Source organism: Streptomyces sp. NPDC059649, from assembly GCF_042734445.1.
Taxonomy (GTDB): Bacteria; Actinomycetota; Actinomycetes; order Streptomycetales; family Streptomycetaceae; genus Streptomyces.
In genome coordinates this window covers 285,982-303,634 of record NZ_JBHWDV010000004.1, presented here as the reverse complement: position 1 = coordinate 303,634, position 17,653 = coordinate 285,982, and the positions used below count along the sequence as shown (strand labels likewise).

Here is a 17,653-nt window from a genome sequence, read left to right as displayed (position 1 = left end):
GGGCGTAACGTCCGGCCCGGTCCCGCATACTGATACGCGACCGCCACTCAGGGCGTACCTCGGCTAGGGTGCTGTGCATCATGCGTTACGGGCTGCTTCTCCTTAGCTGCCGCGGCGAGGGCCTGTAGTCGAGGCCGACCCCCTCCCCGCGGAGTCCGGTGTTGCCCACCGTCGGCCGTCGAAAGCCTTCGACAGGAGCCCCGCGCAATGACCTCCGAAAATCCCGTCGGTCGCCCCACGCCCATTACCGCCGCGACCGTCACCCAGCGGCCCTCCGGGATGCCGATCCACAAGTACGGCCCGTACGAGGCCGTGGACCTGCCGGACCGCACCTGGCCGGACAACCGGATCACCAAGGCGCCGCGCTGGCTCTCCACCGACCTGCGGGACGGCAACCAGGCGCTGATCGACCCCATGTCGCCGGCCCGCAAGCGCGAGATGTTCGACCTGCTGGTGCGCATGGGCTACAAGGAGATCGAGGTCGGGTTCCCGTCGTCCGGTGAGACCGACTTCAACTTCGTACGGTCGATCATCGAAGAGGGCGCGATCCCCGACGACGTCACGATCTCCGTGCTGACCCAGGCCCGCGAGGACCTGATCGAGCGGACCGTCGAGTCGCTGCGCGGCGCCAAGCGCGCCACCGTCCACCTCTACAACGCGACCGCCCCGACCTTCCGCCGGGTGGTCTTCCGCGGCTCCAAGGACGACATCAAGCAGATCGCCGTGGACGGCACCCGGCTGGTGATGGAGTACGCGGAGAAGATCCTCGGCGACGAGACGGTCTTCGGCTACCAGTACAGCCCCGAGATCTTCACCGACACCGAGCTGGACTTCGCCCTGGAGGTCTGCGAGGCGGTCTGCGACGTCTGGCAGCCCGAGGAGGGCCGCGAGATCATCCTCAACCTGCCCGCCACGGTGGAGCGTTCGACGCCGTCCACGCACGCGGACCGGTTCGAGTGGATGGCGCGCCACCTGACCCGGCGCGAGTACGTGTGCCTGAGCGTCCATCCCCACAACGACCGCGGCACGGCGGTGGCCGCCGCCGAGCTGGCGATCATGGCCGGCGCCGACCGCATCGAGGGCTGCCTGTTCGGGCAGGGCGAGCGCACCGGCAACGTCGACCTGGTGACCCTGGGCATGAACCTCTTCAGCCAGGGCGTCGACCCGCAGATCGACTTCTCGCAGATCGACGAGATCCGCCGGACCAGCGAGTACTGCAACCAGATGGAGGTCCACCCGCGCCACCCCTACGCGGGCGACCTGGTCTACACCGCCTTCTCCGGCTCCCACCAGGACGCCATCAAGAAGGGCTTCGACGCGATGGAGGCCGAGGCGGCCGCCAAGGGCGTCACCGTCGACGACATCGAGTGGGCCGTGCCGTACCTGCCCATCGACCCCAAGGACGTCGGCCGCTCCTACGAGGCCGTCATCCGCGTCAACTCGCAGTCCGGCAAGGGCGGTATCGCCTACGTCCTGAAGAACGACCACAAGCTGGACCTGCCGCGCCGGATGCAGATCGAGTTCTCCCGGATCATCCAGGAGAAGACCGACGCCGAGGGCGGCGAGGTCACGCCGGCCGCCATCTGGTCCGTCTTCCAGGACGAGTACCTGCCCAACCCCGAGAACCCGTGGGGTCGTATCCAGGTCAAGAACGGCCAGACCACGACGGACCGCGACGGTATCGACGCGCTCACCGTCGAGGCGGTCGTCGACGGCCAGGACACCGTGCTGACGGGTTCCGGCAACGGCCCGATCTCCGCGTTCTTCGATGCCCTGCAGGGCATCGGCGTGGACGTCCGGCTGCTGGACTACCAGGAGCACACGATGAGCGAGGGCGCCTCCGCGCAGGCCGCCTCGTACATCGAGTGCGCGATCGGTGACAAGGTCCTGTGGGGCATCGGCATCGACGCGAACACCACCCGCGCCTCGCTGAAGGCCGTGGTCTCCGCCGTCAACCGCGCGGGCCGCTGATCCGGGCCTGTTCGCCATCGGCCCTGACCTCCGCCGATCCGCTTCCGGATCACGGCCGCGCCCCCGCAGCTCACCGCGAGCCGCGGGGGCGCGGCCGTGCGCGGAGCGGCGCCATCCGGCCGGTTGTCCGATACGAGGTGCTGACGGCGCATCAATCATGTGGCTAACATCACGTCCAACACGGCGATGGAGGCGTGGGGGTTACTCCTGTGCCTGGAAGGCAACGGGGAGTTACGGAGGCTGACGGAATGCACAAGGTGTGTGTGATGGGAGTGCGCACGTCCTGGCGTACCGTCGCCGACGGTGAGTTCTTCTGTCCGGACTGCGGCGGCGACCGCAACTACCTCCGGCGCACCGGCCACCGCCGCCTCACCCTCCTCGGCGTCCCGCTCCTCTCCCGCGGCCACACCGGCCCGGTGCTGGAGTGCTCCGCCTGCCACGGCCGCTTCGGCCTGGACGCCCTCGACCACCCCACCACCGTCCGCCTCTCCGCGATGCTGCGGGACGCCGTCCACACCGTCACGCTCGCCCTGCTGGCCGCCGGCGGGACGTCCTCCCGCGCGGTCCGCGAGGCCGCCGTGGACGCCGTTCGTGCGGCCGGCTTCCCCGACTGCTCCGAGGACCAGCTGCTGACCCTGCTCGCCGCCCTCGCCGCCGACACCGGACGGCTCACCGGCACCTACGACGCGGTGACCGGCGGCCACTGCGGGCACGCCGGTCTCGACCCGTGCGGCACCGCGCTGGCCATAGAGCTCCACGAGGCCCTGGAGCCGCTCGCCCCGCATCTCGCCCCGGCCGGCCGGGAGTCGCTGCTCCTCCAGGGCGCCCGGATCGCCCTCGCGGACGGCGCCTACACGCCCGCGGAGCGCGAGGTGCTCAGCACGGTCGGCGGTGCGCTGACCCTCCGCCCGGCGGACACCGAGCGGCTGCTGGCCGCGGCGGCGCGCACCCCCTCGTAGGGCAGGCGACTTCCTGCCACTCCTGGCGGGTGGTCTTCACTCCTGGCGGGCGGTCTTCGCGGTGATCCTGATCGCGTAGGACTTCGGTGCCGAGACGCCGCAGGTGCCGTGCGCGTCGCAGTAGGTGGCCAGCGCGGAGAGCGTGGCGCGGCTGCCCGGACGGGCGCCCGCCGTGAGCTTCAGGCGCATCGGCTTGCTCAGGTACTCGCCCGGCATCAGGTCCGCGTAGCGGAGGAACCGTCCCTTGCGCAGGTCGACGGTGTGCCACTTACCGCCCGCCGCGTTGTCGAAGAACTGCACGGTGACCGGCGCGGTGCCGGTGAGCGAGAGGGTGACGGCCGGCAGCGTGCCGTCCGTGGTGTTACGGGCGAATTGGGCGAAGCCGTGCCAGCCGGAGCCGACTGCCACCGTGCGGGGGAGGTCCAGGAGTTCGGTGCTGACCCCCGGTGTTCCGGCCACCGCGGCGGCCGGGGTGGTCAGCAGGGCGGCGGGGGCCGTCAGGGCCGTGGCGAGCACGGCCGTCAGGGCGCGGCGGAGCTTCATCGTGGATTCCCTCTCGGTCCGGAAGGCTGGTTGCCGTTACCGACCGGTGAGGGGGCGGGAAGGTTGCGGCCCCCGTCGCCGCCGGGGCGGTGACGGGGGCCGTGAACTCCCTGGGCGCCGGGGGCGGTTACGCGTCCGCAGCCGGCGTCAGACGTACCGGAAGGCCCTGCAGACCGCCCGAGATGAAGCCGCCCGCGGGCTGCAACTCCTCGGCGGGTACGGCCAGTTGGAGGTCGGGGAAGCGGTCGAAGAGGGCCGGCAGGGCGATCCGGGCCTCCATGCGGGCCAGCGGGGCGCCCAGGCAGTGGTGCACGCCGTGGCCGAAGGCCAGATGCTCCTGGACGCCGCGCCGGATGTCGAACGTGTCCGCGCCGGGGCCGTGGAACTCCGGGTCGCGGCCGGCGCCGGCGTACCCGGGCAGGATCGCCTCGCCCTTGCGGATGGTGATCCCGTCCGGCAGCTCGATGTCCTCCACGGCGAACCGTAGCGGCAGGCTCGCGATGCTGGGGGCCCAGCGCAGCGTCTCCTCGATCACGTCGTTCCACGGCACCTGGCCCGACCGCACCAGCTTCAGCTGGTCGGGGTGGGTGAGCAGGGCCGTCACCGCGTTGCCGAGGAGGTCGACGGTGGTCTCGTGGCCGGCGCCGATGACCAGCAGCAGGGTGTCCAGCAGTTCCTGCTCGGTCATCCGCTCGCCGTCGTCGTCCCGCGCGGAGACCAGCAGGCTGGTGAGGTCGTCCGCCGGTGCCTCGCGCTTGGCGGTGACCAGGCCGGTCAGCAGGGTGTGCACGGCCGCGGCGGTGGCACCGGCCTGTTCCGGCGTGGCCGTGGTGTCCATGATCGCCGCGACCAGCCGGGCCAGTTCGGCGCGCGGCTCACCCTCCGGGAAACCGAAGAGCTCGCAGATGACCTGCATGGGGAGCGGGTGGGCGAACGCCTCGCGCAGGTCCACGACCGAGCCGGCCGGGCGGCCGGCGAGATCGTCCAGCAATGCCTGGGTGATCCGCTCGACCCGCGGCAGGATGGCGTCCGTACGGCGGGCCGTGAACGCCGGCGCGATCAGCTTGCGCAGCCGGCGGTGGTCCGGGCCGTACGCGGTGAACATGTTGGTGACGCCGATCCACGACTGCAGCCAGCTGTTGCGGATCTCCTCGCGCTGCCAGGCCGGCCAGTGCTCCCGGGGGTTCTTGGAGACCCGGTCGTCGGTCAGCAGCGACTTGAGCAGGGCGTGGCCGGTGACCGCCCACGCCTCGATGCCGCCGGGCAGCTCGATCCGCGCCGCCGGGCCTATCGCGCGGAGGCGGGCTGCCTCTCCGTGGATGTCGCTTCCGACCGGGTCGATGACGTAGGGCTGCTGTCCCTGTTGTGCCATGGAGTGGCTCCTGCCTGGTCGGGGGTGATCGGGGAGAAGCGGGCCGGCAGCGCGACCAGGGCCCGGTGGAAGGCGCCGTGCCGCCACTCCAACTCGCTGGCGGGAACGGCGAGTTCGATGTCGGAGAGCCAGGCGGTGAGCCGCTCGATCGCGGTGGTGGCGATCAGCAGCGCGTGCCGCTTCACGGGGCAGGCGTGCGGGCCGGCCGCCCAGGACAGGTGCGAACCGCCGCCCGAGCCCGGCACGTCCAGCGAGGTGGTGTCGAACTGGCTGTTGGCGGCCGCGTACGACACCATCACCAGCTGCCCACGGCGCACCCAGGTGCCGTGGAAGAAGACGTCCCGGACCGGGAAGTGGGCGGAGTAGTTGGTCAGCGGCGGGTCGTTCCACAGCACCTCGTTGATGGCGTCCTGCGGGGTCAGGGCGCCACCGGTGAGGGTGTTGTAGTAGCGGTCGTCGGAGAGCATCCGGGACAGCGCGTTGCCGATGAGGTTGGCGAGCGGCTCGTTGCCCGCGCCCATCACCAGGATGATGTTGTGGATCAGTTCCTCGTCGGTCAGCCCGTTGGGGTGGTCCATGAACCACGAGGTCAGGTCCGCGCCGCGCTGCGCCTTCTTCGAGCCGACCAGCTCCATGATGTACGCGGTGAACGCCTCGTTGGCGGCCGCCGCCTCCTCGGGCGAGGTGCCCTCGATCATCCCGGCGAGGGCCTCGATGAGCCGCTCGCTGTAGGAGTCGGGCATCCCGAAGAGGTTGTTGAACATCAGCAGCGGGATCAGCCGCGCATAGTCGGCGATCAGATCGACCTCACCGCGGGCGCCGAACCGCTGGATCAGGGTGTCCGCGGCGTGGTGCACCCGGGCCCGCAGCTCATGCGGCTCCACCAGCTTGAAGCTGTCGACGATGACGTCCCGGTAGCGGACGTGCGCCGGCCCGTCGGCGTAGAAGACGTTCGGCCGCCAGCCCAGCATCGGCAGGATCGGCGAGTCCGCCGGAATGGTCTGCATCCACTCCCGGGAGTCCTTCGACCAGGTCGAGTCGTCGTGCAGCAGGTCGAGCGCCGCGCGGTAGTCGGTGACCAGCATCGCGGTCACGTCGGGCGCGATCTCGACCGGCGCCAGCGCGCCGTACTGCCGCAGCTGCACGTAGCAGCGGTCCGGGTCGGCGGCGAACTCCGGTCCGTAGAGCTTCACCGGGCGCTGCGCGTCGGGCCCGGCCTGCGGGTAGCCCATGGCCTGCTGCGGCGGGGCCGCGGAGTGCGCCGGGCAGCCCGGTGGCGGCGCGGCGCCCTGGTGCTGCGGCAGCCCACCTTCCGGCTGGTGCGGGGAAGTCACGGGTTCGGGTTCTCCTCGGGAGTGTGGGCCAGGACGTGGCCGACGAGCGCGATCAGCGCATCGACGGACTGGTCGCGGTCGCGGGCGTCGCACAGCACCAGTGGCGTGTCGGGGTGCAGGTCGAGCGCCTCGCGGAGCTTCTCGACGGAGTATTCGGGCGCGTCGGGGAAGGTGTTGACCGCGACCGCGTAGCGCAGCCCGGCCTCCTCGACGATGTCCATCACCTCGAAGGAGTCCGCCAGCCGGCGGGTGTCCGCGAGGACCAGTGCGCCCAGCGCGCCGCGGGCGATGTCCTGCCACAGGGGCCTGAAGCGCTTCTGCCCGGGCGTGCCGAACAGGTAGAGCACCAGGTCACCGGGCAGCGTCAGCCGTCCGAAGTCGATCGCGACGGTGGTGGTGGTCTTCTCCCGTACGCCGGCGAGATCGTCGACGATCGCGCCGGTCTGGGTCATGACCTCTTCGGTGTGCAGCGGCGGGGTCTCCGACAGCGCCCGGATGAGCGTCGTCTTGCCGACCCCGAACGGACCCGCGACCAGCAGTTTGACCAGGGTCTGGTGCTCGCCGGAGAGGTACATGGTGCCGGTGCCGGTACCCGTACCGGTCGCGCTGCTAGGACTTGAGAGAGCGGAGTCCATCGAGAACCCTCTCCAGAATCTGCCGGTCGAATTGCTCGGCTTCGGGGATGGGGACACGGGCGTGCAGTCGCCCGGCGTCGACAAGGTCGGCCACCAGCACCTTCACCACACTGACGGGCAGGTGAAGGTGGGCGGCGACCTCGGCCAGAGACAGCGCCCCGGGCTGCAGCAGCTCCAGGATGCGGTGCTCTTCCGGGCGTACCTCACTGGTGATCGGCATCCCGACGCTGTGCAGCAGGGTGAGCCGGTCCAACGTGTTGCGGCTGGGGCGGGCGCGTCCGCCGGTGGCCAGGTAGGCCGGGACGAGGCGCCTGCCGCTGCTCTGGCGGGGCGTCATGCCGGGGTACCGAGGTCCCGGGCCGGGCTGTTCATCACCTTGGTGCCCAGCGTCGTCACCTGGATCTGCATGTGGTGTGCGACGACTCCCATGTTCACCTCCGGGTCGGCGAAGACGGCCAGACAGGTGTTCTCGCCGGCCGGTATCGCGAAGACGAAGCCCTCTTCGGACTCGATGACGGTCTGCCGCAGCCGGGTGTCGTCCTTCTCGGCGAACGCCGCGGTGACGGCACGCGCGGCGCCCTGGAGCGCGGACATCATCGCGGCGACACCCTCGCCGGCCTCCCGGGTCAGGCCCGGCGAGGCACCCTCGATGAAGCCGTCACCGGAGATCACGGCTGCGTGGATAACATGCGGCAACTCCAGGAGCGGCGCCAGCACCCAGGACTTGTCCTCGGAGACACGGCGGCGGGCGGGGCTGTTCATGACTGGGCGTTCCCTTCGGGACTGCGAGGGGGTTCTGACTGGGCGGCTGCCCGGCCGGATTCGGTGCCGCGCTGGAGGGCGGCCCACCGGGTTCCGGTCTCTTCCGGGGAGCGCGGGGGAATCGGTTCGGTGCGTGGGGTCTCTTCGGCCTCCGACACCGGCTTGCGGCGGCGCCGGCGCGGCAGTTCGCCCTCGGCGGCCGGTGCGTCGTACGAGGCGTGCACGGCGGGGGCGGCCGGTGCGGCGGGGGCCGCGGGCGCGGCCGGGGCGGGGGCCGGCTGTCCGGAGGAGGACGGGGCCGGGGAGGGCGCCGCCCCGGTCGGCAGGGCGGAGGCGGATCGTTCCGTCATCCCGGAACGGTGCGGCAGCGGAGCCATCACGGACATGGGCTGGGCGCTCTCGTCGAGGACGGTGAGGAGGGGGTCACCCGGGATGTAGACCACGGCCCGCACACCGCCGTACGGCGACGGCTCGACGTGCACCCCGAAGCCGTACTGGCGCACCAGCTGGCCGGCCGCCGCGAAACCGGACCGCGGCGGGTCGCCGAGCTGCGTCAGCAGCAGATCGCCGTCGCCGGCCAGCAGCTCCATCGCCGCCTTGATCTCGTCGTCGTGCATACCGACGCCGTAGTCGTCGATGATCACCGAGGCGCCGCGGTTGCCCTGCTGGAGGGTGATCGTCACCGGCAGCTCCCGGTGCGAGTGGTGCAGCGCGTTGGCCAGCAGCTCGGTGACCGTGATCGCGATCGGCTCGACGGCCCGCGCGACGACCGCGATCGGGTCCCGCAGCTGGTTGCTGATCTGCACCCGCTCGTAGCCGCGCAGCCGGGACATGGCGCCCACGACCAGCTCGGCCAGGTACGAGTCCTCGCGGGTCAGGCCCGGCCAGGCGCCGCAGACGACACTGGTGGCCTGCACGCGCCGCAGCGCCTGCTCGTTGAGGAAGTCCGCGTTCAGCAGGTCCTGTGCGACGTCCGGGTCGTCGTAGCGGTGCTGCATCTCGTGCAGGGCCGTCTGGATCCGGTAGAGCAGCGCCTGGATGGTCGTGGTCGCCCCGCGCAGCGCCGCCTGCGCGGCCGCGTCGACCCGCGTGCGCTCCTTGGTGATGGCCTCGCTGACCTGCTCCAGGACGGCGTTCAGCGCCTCGTCGGTCTCCGACCCGGCGAACCGGGCGTCGAGCAGACCGCGCACCGGTACGTGCGGATGGGCCAGCGCCATCGTCAGGTCGGGGAGCCGGGTACCGGCCAGGTGACGGATCTCGGCCTCGGTGGCGCGCAGCCGGGCCGACAGCTCCGTATTGCTGTGGAGCGTGGCGCTGTTCTGTTCCTCAGCGGCGGCCAGGCGCGCTCTGAGGGCCTTGCGCTGTCCGCTGGCCCGGACCGAGAACGCCGCCAGGACCACGGCGGCGGCCGTACCTGCGCTGAGGCACCACAACAGCGCCTCCGGTATGGATGTCATCGAGATCCTCATGTGGGGTACTGACTTCGTCGGCCGGCCATCACGGCTACGAACGTGTTGCCGAGCATCACGGGATGCTACCGGGGAGTTGACGTGCGGTGAGGGCCGATCCCGAGGGGCGACTGAGAAGTGCGGAAGGTCGTATTCCCCCCGTGATGACCGGACCATAACGTGATGTGGCCCCGTCATCCAGGCGAGATGACGGGGCCGTGTGTGCCTGTTGTAGGCACTTGGTGAAGCTCGGTCAGGAGGCGACGAACCGTGCGTTCTTGACGGCGTCGACGAAAGCGGACCAGGCGGGCGCCTGAATCACCAGGGCGGGGCCGAGGACGTTCTTGCTGTCACGGACGGGGACGACGCCGGGGTGACCGTCGGCGACTTCGAGGCAGTCGCCGTTGTTGTGGTCGCTGTAACTGCTCTTGCGCCAGCGGGCAGCACCCGGAAAGTCGGACGCCACTTCAACGCAGCTGCCGCCCTCGCCGTTGCTGTAGCTGCTCTTGCGCCAGCGGGCAGCGCCGGGGAAGTCTTGGGCGACCTCGATGCATTCGCCGCCCTTGTCGTCGCTGTAGCTGCTCTTGCGCCACCGAGCGGTGCTCAGGTCGTACTCGTGCATCGTTTGTAGTCCTCCACCGCTGATTCGATCAGAGCCAGGGACGCCTCGGGCGACAGCGCGGCGGCCCTGACCAGATCGTAGTCCGCCTGTACGTGCTTCACCACGGCCGGATCGTCCAGCAAATTCCCTGAATGCACGCCCTCTGTATAGGCGGTTGGTGGGGCATCGTCGAACTCCAGGAGCCGCAGCATCTTGCCCATAGAAGGGTACGGACCCGCCGCGAACGGAAAGACCTGCACGAGGATCTTGTGCTCGCGTACGAGCTGCGCGATGTGCTCCAGCTGCTCGGCCATGACGCTCGGGCCTCCTACGGGGACCCGGAGGGTGGCCTCATGCAGCACCGCCCAATACACCGGCCGTGTAGCGTCCTTGAGGATGACAGCCCGGTCCAGTCGGTTGCGCACCGCCTCGTCGATCTGTTCGTCCGCTGCGAACGGATCGCCCGCGCGCATGACTGCCCGTGTGTACGGCGCAGTCTGTAGCAGCCCAGGCACAATCATCGGCGCGAACTCACAGATTTTGGTCGCTAGCCTTTCCAGTTCAGCCACTGCCGCGAAGTAATCCGGATACCGCTTGTCGTCGATCAGCTTGCGCCAGGTCCGTTCGAAAAAGCCGTCGGTTTGCAGTACCTCGTCGATCCGGAGTGCCACATCCAGCTGTGGTTTACGGATCGCCTGCTCGAACTGGCCGATGTAGCCGCCGGAGACGAACACCAGTCGGCCCAGTGCCTCCTGGGTCAGACCGGCGACTTCCCTTCGGCGCTTGAGCTCCGCACCCCAGTACTCCCAGGCTGCCTGCCGCGAGGCGTTGGCCATGACCTAACTCCCTTGTGCTGCCCGGCAGTTGTAGTGCCGAGGTAGTGCCGATCTCCTTGCTCAGCGTAGTTCCGCAGCGTCACGCTCTGCATGCAATCAGTGAAACCCCTCACGGAAGGTGCGGACGACGATGCAGCAGTTCCAGGAAGTGGAGACCGTGACGACGCAATTGCGGGAGGCGCTCGCCCGGGCCGGGGTCGTCCTGCCCTCCCTCCGGCCCGACCCCGTATCGATCGCGCACCGGTACATGCCGCCGCTCGTGGAGCTGGGGCGGTGCTCGATGGAGGTCGCCCGGCAGCTGACCGACGCGCTGGCCGAGCCCTCCCGGGGGGAGCGGCCCTGAAATCGGCCGGGGACCCGCGCCCGGGCCGGGCGCGGGTCCGGGCCGGGGGAACGGCGCCCCGCCGCGATGCGCGAGAATGGGCGCCATGAGTCTGTTCCGCGACGACGGCATCGTGCTGCGCACCCAGAAGCTGGGTGAGGCGGACCGGATCATCACGCTGCTCACCCGGGGGCACGGCCGGGTCCGTGCCGTGGCCCGGGGCGTGCGGCGGACCAAGTCGAAGTTCGGGGCCCGGCTGGAGCCGTTCTCGCACGTGGACGTGCAGTTCTACGCGCGGGGCAGCGAGCTCGTCGGGCGCGGGCTGCCCCTGTGCACGCAGAGTGAGACGATCGCCGCGTACGGCGGCGACATCGTCACCGACTACGCCCGCTACACGGCCGGCACGGCCATGCTGGAGACCGCCGAGCGGTTCACCGACCACGAGGGCGAGCCGGCCGTCCAGCAGTACCTGCTGCTGGTCGGCGGACTGCGGACGCTCGCCCGCGGCGAGCACGCGCCCCATCTCGTCCTGGACGCGTTCCTGCTGCGCTCGCTGGCCGTGAACGGCTACGCGCCGAGTTTCGACAGCTGCGCGCGGTGCGGGCTGCCGGGGCCCAACCGGTTCTTCTCGGTGGCGTCCGGTGGCGTGATATGCGGTGACTGCCGGGTGGCCGGGAGCGTCGTACCCTCCTCGGAGGCCATCGGGCTCCTGAGCGCGCTGCTGACCGGCGACTGGGAGACCGCGGACGCCTGCGAGGCCCGTCACGCCCGGGAGGGCAGCGGACTGGTCACGGCGTATCTGCACTGGCATCTGGAGCGGGGCCTGCGCTCCCTCCGGTACGTAGAGCAGTAGAAGCACGAGAAACGAAGCACAAGCACACCCCCCGACGCTGAGACATAGGAGACGTGGGCCGCATGGCACGACGCGGGATTCTGGGCCGTAACCGACGCGAGTACGTCACGCCCGAGCCGCATCCTTCCGGTGCGCGGCCGCCGAAGATCCCCGGGGAGCTCGTCCCGAACCATGTGGCCGTGGTCATGGACGGCAACGGCCGGTGGGCGAAGGAGCGGGGTCTGCCGCGCACCGAGGGTCACAAGGTCGGTGAGGGCGTCGTGCTGGACGTCCTCAAGGGCTGCCTGGAAATGGGCGTGAAGAACCTTTCGCTCTACGCCTTTTCCACCGAGAACTGGAAGCGGTCGCCGGACGAGGTGAAGTTCCTGATGAACTTCAACCGCGATGTCATCCGGCGGCGGCGTGACGAAATGGACGCGCTCGGTATTCGTATCCGGTGGGTCGGGCGGATGCCGAAGCTGTGGAAGTCCGTGGTGCAGGAGCTCCAGATCGCCCAGGAGCAGACCAAGAACAATGACGCGATGACGCTGTATTTCTGCGTGAATTACGGCGGTCGGGCGGAGATCGCGGACGCCGCGGCGGCGATCGCCCGGGACGTACGGGCCGGGAAGCTGGACCCGTCGAAGGTCAACGAGAAGACCGTCGCGAAGTACATGTACTACCCGGACATGCCGGACGTGGATCTCTTCGTGCGGCCGTCCGGTGAGCAGCGGACCTCGAACTACCTGATCTGGCAGAGCGCGTACGCCGAGATGGTCTTCCAGGACATCCTGTGGCCGGACTTCGACCGGCGGAACCTGTGGGAGGCGTGCCTGGAGTACGCCAAGCGGGACCGGCGCTTCGGTGCCGCGCCGGTGGCGGAGGGCGAGTCCGCGACGTGACGGCCTGAGACGGGTGCCGACGTGATGGCCTGAGACGGGTGCCGACGTGACGGCCTGAGACGGGTGCGGCCCGGCTTTCCTGTGTTCAGGAAGCCGGGCCGCACGCGTTCGGAGACGCGTGCCCGGAGGCGCCTAGAGGCCGTTGCGGCGGTAGGGCACGTACGGCTGGCCGATCGACCTCTCGTGCGCCGCGTCGCCCGAGTAGTACGGGTACGGGATGACGTGCGAGACGGTGCCCTGGGAGCCGTTGTCCTCCAGGGCGATGTACGTGGTGTGGGCCTCGTCGGCCCAGCCGCCGAAGAGGACGGTGTGGTCGCCGGCGATCAGGGCGTCGCCCGGCTGCAGGTCGTCCTTGGTGATGGCGTGGGCGGTGTTGCCGCCCATCAGGCCGTAGGTGTTCAGGCCCGGGGGCTCAAGGCCCCAGGCGGCGGAGACGAAGCCGGAGCAGTCGTCGCGGTAGCCGTTGGTGGTGGCCGACTGGCTGTAGCCGATGCGGTGGTTCACCCGCTCCAGGGCCCGGTCGATGATGTCCTTGCGCTCCTTGGGGAGCCCGGAGGTGTCGGGGGCGTCCTGCACGCCGGCGCCGGTGGTGGTGTGGTGCTTGCCCGGCGACCAGGCGTCCCAGTCGCCCCTCGTCTCCCACTTGCCGTCGCCGTGGCCCTGGGCGGGAGCCGGACCGCCGGCGCCGCCACCGCCGCCGCCGCCGTGGCCGCCGCCGCTGGCGCCGCCGCCACCTCCGCCGCCTCCGGAGCCGGATCCGGCGCCGTGCGAGCCGGTCTGCGGTGACTTGGGCGCGTCGTGGTGCTTGCCGTCCTTGATCTTCTTCAGATCGTCTTCGATCTTCTTCTCGTTGGCCTCGTACTCGGCCTTGACCTGCTTGATCTTGTCGGCGTCCGCCGCGAGCCCGTCGAGCAGCTGCGATTTCTCCGCCGCGAGGCGCCGGCTCAGCTCGGCGATCTCCTGGACGTCGGCCTGCACCTGGTAGGCGATGCCGAAGCCGGGAAGGGACGCGAGCGGCGCGGTCGCGAGGTCGATGCTCGCCGCCGTGGCCATGGTGTCCTTGACGTCACACAGCCGCCGGTGCAGCTCCAGCATCTTCTCGGCGGCCGAGCGCCAGTCCTTCTCGATGGTGCTGAGCTCGGCCATCTCGACACCGAACGTGTCGCCTGCCATCCGTACAACCCCCGTGTTGTCGTGGCTCGTCAGTAGACCTGGGACAGCCGGGTGACGGCCTGGCCCAGCGTGGTGAGATCGTCGGAGATCTTGTTCATCTCCTTGACGCGGCCGTGTGCGACGGCGACGAAGGCGTCGGACGCCGGGCCGTGCCAGGTCAGCTTGGCGAGCGCGGTATTGACCTCCTTGGTCAATCCGTCCAGCTCCTTGCTGAGCTTGGCGAGTTCGGCCGCGATCTTCTGCAGGTCCGCGTCACCGCCGCCGAACATCTGGGTCAGCACCCAGTGCGCGATCTCGGCGGGCGCCATCATGACGTCCTTGCCGACCTCGACCACGTCGCCGACGAGCTGCTTGCCGTCTTCCCAGAGATCCCCGAGTCCCATGACTACCCCCCGTGTAGGCGCGCGGGCACTGCGCCGATAGCCAACCGAGGCTACCACTAGCGTGTACCTGTCATATATGTGCCGCGCTGCCGGGCACGAGGGGCCCGTACGAAGGCGCTCATGCGAAGGCGCTCATGCGAGGGCGCTCATACGTGGGGGCCGCCTCCGATCAACTCGGCGGCGGCCCCTGCGTACTGGCGCGTACTGGCTGCTCCCGCTGCTACTTCTCCTCGGCGGTGGCCCGCTCCGCGCACTCGCCGCACGTACCGAAGATCTCGATCGTGTGCGCCACGTCCCGGAAGCCGTGCTCGGCGGCGATCTGGTCGGCCCACTTCTCCACCGCCGGGCCCTCGACCTCGACGGCCTTGCCGCAGCTCCGGCAGACGAGGTGGTGGTGATGGTCGTCGGTGCTGCACCGGCGGTAGACCGCCTCGCCCTCACTGGTGCGCAGCACATCGACCTCGCCGGCGTCGGCGAGCGACTGCAGCGTCCGGTAGACGGTGGTCAGTCCGACCGAGTCACCCCGGTGCTTGAGCATGTCGTGCAGCTCCTGGGCGCTGCGGAACTCGTCCACCTCGTCGAGTGCGGCGGACACCGCGGTCCGCTGCCGCGTCGACCGGCCGCGTACCGGAGATCCCGCGCTCGTCGCCACCGTTGCCTCCCTTAGGACGTCAGGTCTTCCCCCTGCGCATGCGTTCCGCCATTGTGCCAGGTGACGACCGGCGCCCTGGTGGGACGCTTACTCGCGTGCGACTATCCGGCCACGCTCACATCGTCCGGGGCGGAGCGGCCGGCGGGTACCTCCAGGGTGCACCCCGCAGCGGGCTGTGCGGCAGCTCTGGCGCGCTTTTTCGCGAGCGGCGTGGCGAGCAGGGTCAGCACGACGAACAGGCCGATGGCGAGCAGCACGATCGTGGCACCGGACGGGAGGTCCACGTAGTACGAGGTGGTGGTGCCCGTAAGGGTGACCGCGACACCGATGGCGACGGCCACCGAGAAGGTGACCGCGAAGCTGCGGCTGATCTGCTGGGCGGCCGCGACCGGGATCACCATCAGGGCGCTGACCAGCAGCAGGCCGACCACCCGCATGGCGACGGTGACGGTGACCGCGGCGGTGACCGCGATCAGGAGGTTCAGCAGCCGGACCGGCAGACCGGTCACCCGCGCGAACTCCTCGTCCTGGCAGACCGCGAACAGCTGGCGGCGCAGCCCGACGGTGATCGCCAGGACCAGCGCGGCGAGCACGTAGATCGTCGGCATGTCCTCCGGCGAGACGGTCGCGATCGAGCCGAAGAGGTACGTGCCGAGGTTGGCGTTGGAGCCGGCGTCGGAGAGGTTCATCAGCATCACGCCGCCCGCCATACCGCCGTAGAACAGCATGGCCAGCGCGAGGTCGCCGCGGGTCTTGCCGTACCAGCGGACCAGCTCCATGACGATGGAGCCGGCGACGGCGACGGCGGTGGCGACCCAGACCGGGCTCTGGTTGAGCAGGAAGCCCAGCCCGACGCCGGTGAGCGCGATGTGGCCGATACCGTCGCCCATCAGGGCCTGGCGGCGCTGGACGAGGTAGATGCCGATGGCGGGCGCGGTGACGCCGACGATCAGGGCGGCGATCAGGGCCCGCTGCATGAAGGCGTAGTTCAGGATGTCCATCAGGTGAGCAACCCCGTCCGGATCGGTTCCGCGGCCGCGTCGGCGTGCGGGTGGACATGGTCGTGGCCGGGGAGGGCGTGCTGGCCCACGGCCTCGGGCGGCGGGCCGTCGTGGACGACGCAGCCGTCGCGCAGCACCACCGCGCGGTCGATCAGCGGCTCCAGCGGGCCGAGTTCGTGCAGCACGAGCAGGACGGTGGTGCCGCGGGCGACCTGCTCGCGCAGGGCGGCGGCGAGCACTTCCTGGCTGGCGAGGTCGACGCCGGCCATCGGCTCGTCCATGATCAGCAGTTCCGGTTCGCCGGCCAGCGCCCGGGCTATCAGCACCCGCTGGTGCTGTCCGCCGGAGAGTGCGTTGACCGAGTCCTTGGCACGGTCGGCCATGCCGACCAGCTCCAGCGCGTGGTGCACCGCGGCCCGGTCGGCCTTGCGCAGCACGCCCAGCTTCGTACGGGCCAGCCGGCCGGCCGTGACGACCTCGCGGACGGTGGCGGGCACCCCGCCGGCCGCGGTGGTGCGCTGCGGGACGTAGCCGATGCGGGCCCAGTCCTTGAAGCGGCGGAACTCCGTGCCGAACAGCGACAACGCGCCTCCGGTGAGCGGTACTTGGCCGATCACCGACCGTACGGCGGTGGACTTGCCGGAGCCGTTCGCGCCGAGCAGCGCGACGACCTCGCCGGAGCGCACCGTCAGGTCGACGCCGCGCAGTACGGGGCGGGCGCCCAGGGACGCGGTGGCGCCGCGCAGGTCGATGACCGGCTCGGGGAGCGGTTCCTTCACGGTGACCTCCGTGGGGTGCGGGGCGGGCTGGCCGGTGCGGTTCACTTGTTGCCGATCACTTGCTGCCGAGTGCCTTCTGCAGCGCCGCGAGGTTGGCGCGCTGCACGCCGAAGTAGTCCTTGCCGCGGGACTTGGCGGTGATCCCTTCGAGCGGGTCCAGGACGTCGGTCTTCAGGTGGAGGTCGCCGGCCAGGGCCTTGGCGGTGGCCGGGTTGGCGATCGTCTCGAAGAAGACCGTGGAGACGTGGTGCTCGGCGGCGAGGGTGTGCAGGGCCTTGATGCGGTGCGCGCTGGGCTCGGACTCGGGGTCGAGGCCGCTGACGGCCTCCTCGGTCAGGCCGTAGCGCTCGGCGAGGTAGCCGAAGGCCGCATGGGTGGTGAGGAAGGTGTCCGAGGCCCGGTTCTTCAGGCCGTCCTTGAACTCCGTGTCCAGCGCGGTCAGCTTCTTCACCAGGGCGTCGGTGTTCTTCTGGTAGTCGGCCCGGTGCTTCGGGTCGGCCTTGGCGAGGGTCTTGTTGACGCCCTTGGCGACCTCGGCGTACTTGACCGGGTCGAGCCAGATGTGCGGGTCGTTGCCGCCCTCGGTGTCGGAGTGCGAGTGGTTGTCGCCGGTGGTGTGGTGGTGGCCGTCGACCTCGGTGCCGTGCTTTTCGAGGGAGGTCAGGGCGGCGGCGTCGGCGACGTTCTTGACGCCGGACTGGGCGATCGCCTCGTCCACGGCGGGCTGCAGGCCCTTGAGGTAGACGACCGCGCCGGACTCGCTGAGCTGGGCGGTCTGCTTGGTGAGAAGCTCCAGGTCGTGCGGCTCGACACCCGGCTTGGTGAGGTCGGTCACCTCGACGTGCTTCCCGCCGATCTGCTCGGCGAGGAATTCCATGGGATAGAAGGACGCTGTCACCTTCAGCTTGCCGTCGGCCGTCCTGCCGCCGGCGGTGGGGGAGCAGGCGGTAAGGGCCAGCAGGCCGAGCCCCGCGGCTCCGGCGACCGCGGCGGTGGCGAGGTGACGACGTATGTTCATGACACTCATTTTCAACAAACCTGGAAACGATTGTCAATAAACCTCGGCCCGGTGTGAGCGGGCCGACAGTGACCGGGAACCGATTTGGTCCCGGGGCGGCGCCCGCCGGTACCCTGAACTATTCGCCCAG

At 70.2% G+C, this 17,653-nt stretch carries 20 protein-coding genes and 1 pseudogene; 5 read left to right on the top strand and 16 right to left on the bottom strand.

What is annotated here, in order from left to right; all coding sequences use genetic code 11:
* Positions 1–207 precede the first annotated feature (207 nt).
* A complete protein-coding gene (leuA, locus tag ACFV1J_RS09440) occupies positions 208–1,971 on the top strand; it encodes a 2-isopropylmalate synthase (RefSeq protein ID WP_385856686.1) in 1,764 nt (587 codons plus the stop codon).
* 248 nt (positions 1,972–2,219) lie between these two features.
* On the top strand, positions 2,220–2,930 hold the full coding sequence (locus ACFV1J_RS09435; protein WP_385856685.1) for a TerB family tellurite resistance protein: 711 nt from the start codon (positions 2,220–2,222) through the stop codon (positions 2,928–2,930).
* 36 nt (positions 2,931–2,966) lie between these two features.
* On the opposite strand, the gene ACFV1J_RS09430 is transcribed toward ACFV1J_RS09435, so the two are convergent.
* From ACFV1J_RS09430 to ACFV1J_RS09385, 10 genes and pseudogenes are all read right to left on the bottom strand, one after another.
* Positions 2,967–3,473 carry a hypothetical protein gene (locus ACFV1J_RS09430; RefSeq protein ID WP_385856684.1) on the bottom strand — a complete coding sequence of 169 codons (507 nt, stop codon included), beginning with the start codon at positions 3,471–3,473 and terminating at the stop codon, positions 2,967–2,969.
* A gap of 127 nt (positions 3,474–3,600) precedes the next feature.
* Positions 3,601–4,845 carry a cytochrome P450 gene (locus ACFV1J_RS09425; protein ID WP_385856683.1) on the bottom strand — a complete coding sequence of 415 codons (1,245 nt, stop codon included), beginning with the start codon at positions 4,843–4,845 and terminating at the stop codon, positions 3,601–3,603.
* Positions 4,761–6,179, bottom strand: a complete 1,419-nt coding sequence (locus ACFV1J_RS09420; RefSeq protein WP_385856682.1) for a cytochrome P450 — start codon at positions 6,177–6,179, stop codon at positions 4,761–4,763. The genes ACFV1J_RS09425 and ACFV1J_RS09420 overlap by 85 nt, the downstream gene beginning before the upstream one ends.
* Positions 6,176–6,754 carry an ATP/GTP-binding protein gene (locus ACFV1J_RS09415; RefSeq protein ID WP_385856748.1) on the bottom strand — a complete coding sequence of 193 codons (579 nt, stop codon included), beginning with the start codon at positions 6,752–6,754 and terminating at the stop codon, positions 6,176–6,178. The genes ACFV1J_RS09420 and ACFV1J_RS09415 overlap by 4 nt, the downstream gene beginning before the upstream one ends.
* 34 nt (positions 6,755–6,788) lie before the next feature.
* The gene (locus ACFV1J_RS09410) at positions 6,789–7,151 is read right to left on the bottom strand and encodes a DUF742 domain-containing protein (RefSeq protein WP_030413708.1); all 363 of its coding nucleotides are present in this window, start codon (positions 7,149–7,151) and stop codon (positions 6,789–6,791) included.
* Entirely contained in the window at positions 7,148–7,576 is a 429-nt protein-coding gene (locus ACFV1J_RS09405; protein WP_385856681.1) for a roadblock/LC7 domain-containing protein, read from the bottom strand. Before ACFV1J_RS09405 ends, ACFV1J_RS09410 begins: the two co-directional genes overlap by 4 nt.
* Positions 7,573–9,033, bottom strand: a complete 1,461-nt coding sequence (locus ACFV1J_RS09400; protein ID WP_385856680.1) for an ATP-binding protein — start codon at positions 9,031–9,033, stop codon at positions 7,573–7,575. Before ACFV1J_RS09400 ends, ACFV1J_RS09405 begins: the two co-directional genes overlap by 4 nt.
* A 244-nt stretch (positions 9,034–9,277) precedes the next feature.
* Positions 9,278–9,574 carry a DUF397 domain-containing protein gene (locus tag ACFV1J_RS09395; protein WP_385856747.1) on the bottom strand — a complete coding sequence of 99 codons (297 nt, stop codon included), beginning with the start codon at positions 9,572–9,574 and terminating at the stop codon, positions 9,278–9,280.
* A pseudogene (locus tag ACFV1J_RS09390) lies at positions 9,563–9,646 on the bottom strand (DUF397 domain-containing protein); the annotation flags it as partial. The pseudogene ACFV1J_RS09390 and the gene ACFV1J_RS09395, both read right to left, overlap by 12 nt.
* The gene (locus ACFV1J_RS09385) at positions 9,628–10,461 is read right to left on the bottom strand and encodes a helix-turn-helix domain-containing protein (RefSeq protein ID WP_385856679.1); all 834 of its coding nucleotides are present in this window, start codon (positions 10,459–10,461) and stop codon (positions 9,628–9,630) included. The pseudogene ACFV1J_RS09390 and the gene ACFV1J_RS09385, both read right to left, overlap by 19 nt.
* A 130-nt stretch (positions 10,462–10,591) precedes the next feature.
* On the opposite strand from ACFV1J_RS09385, the gene ACFV1J_RS09380 reads away from it, so the two are divergent.
* The 3 genes from ACFV1J_RS09380 to ACFV1J_RS09370 all read left to right on the top strand — a co-directional run bounded on the left by ACFV1J_RS09380 (position 10,592) and on the right by ACFV1J_RS09370 (position 12,517).
* Positions 10,592–10,804, top strand: coding sequence for a hypothetical protein (locus tag ACFV1J_RS09380; RefSeq protein WP_385856678.1), 213 nt, complete (start codon positions 10,592–10,594; stop codon positions 10,802–10,804).
* Positions 10,805–10,889: 85 nt separating this feature from the next.
* On the top strand, positions 10,890–11,636 hold the full coding sequence (gene recO / locus ACFV1J_RS09375) for a DNA repair protein RecO (protein WP_385856677.1): 747 nt from the start codon (positions 10,890–10,892) through the stop codon (positions 11,634–11,636).
* Between the two features lie 62 nt (positions 11,637–11,698).
* Entirely contained in the window at positions 11,699–12,517 is an 819-nt protein-coding gene (locus tag ACFV1J_RS09370) for an isoprenyl transferase (RefSeq protein ID WP_385856676.1), read from the top strand.
* A 132-nt stretch (positions 12,518–12,649) separates the two neighbouring features.
* On the opposite strand, the gene ACFV1J_RS09365 is transcribed toward ACFV1J_RS09370, so the two are convergent.
* The 6 genes from ACFV1J_RS09365 to ACFV1J_RS09340 form a co-directional block, all read right to left on the bottom strand.
* Complete coding sequence (locus ACFV1J_RS09365; RefSeq protein ID WP_385856675.1) at positions 12,650–13,690, bottom strand: hypothetical protein; 1,041 nt, start codon at positions 13,688–13,690, stop codon at positions 12,650–12,652.
* A 29-nt stretch (positions 13,691–13,719) separates the two neighbouring features.
* Entirely contained in the window at positions 13,720–14,073 is a 354-nt protein-coding gene (locus tag ACFV1J_RS09360) for a WXG100 family type VII secretion target (RefSeq protein WP_385856674.1), read from the bottom strand.
* Between the two features lie 220 nt (positions 14,074–14,293).
* Complete coding sequence (locus tag ACFV1J_RS09355; protein ID WP_385856673.1) at positions 14,294–14,725, bottom strand: Fur family transcriptional regulator; 432 nt, start codon at positions 14,723–14,725, stop codon at positions 14,294–14,296.
* A 101-nt stretch (positions 14,726–14,826) separates the two neighbouring features.
* Positions 14,827–15,726: a metal ABC transporter permease gene (locus ACFV1J_RS09350; protein ID WP_385856672.1), complete on the bottom strand. Its 900-nt coding sequence runs from the start codon at positions 15,724–15,726 to the stop codon at positions 14,827–14,829.
* Positions 15,726–16,505 carry a metal ABC transporter ATP-binding protein gene (locus ACFV1J_RS09345; protein WP_385856746.1) on the bottom strand — a complete coding sequence of 260 codons (780 nt, stop codon included), beginning with the start codon at positions 16,503–16,505 and terminating at the stop codon, positions 15,726–15,728. Before ACFV1J_RS09345 ends, ACFV1J_RS09350 begins: the two co-directional genes overlap by 1 nt.
* Before the next feature lie 55 nt (positions 16,506–16,560).
* Entirely contained in the window at positions 16,561–17,523 is a 963-nt protein-coding gene (locus ACFV1J_RS09340) for a metal ABC transporter substrate-binding protein (RefSeq protein WP_385856671.1), read from the bottom strand.
* Positions 17,524–17,653: the final 130 nt, after the last annotated feature.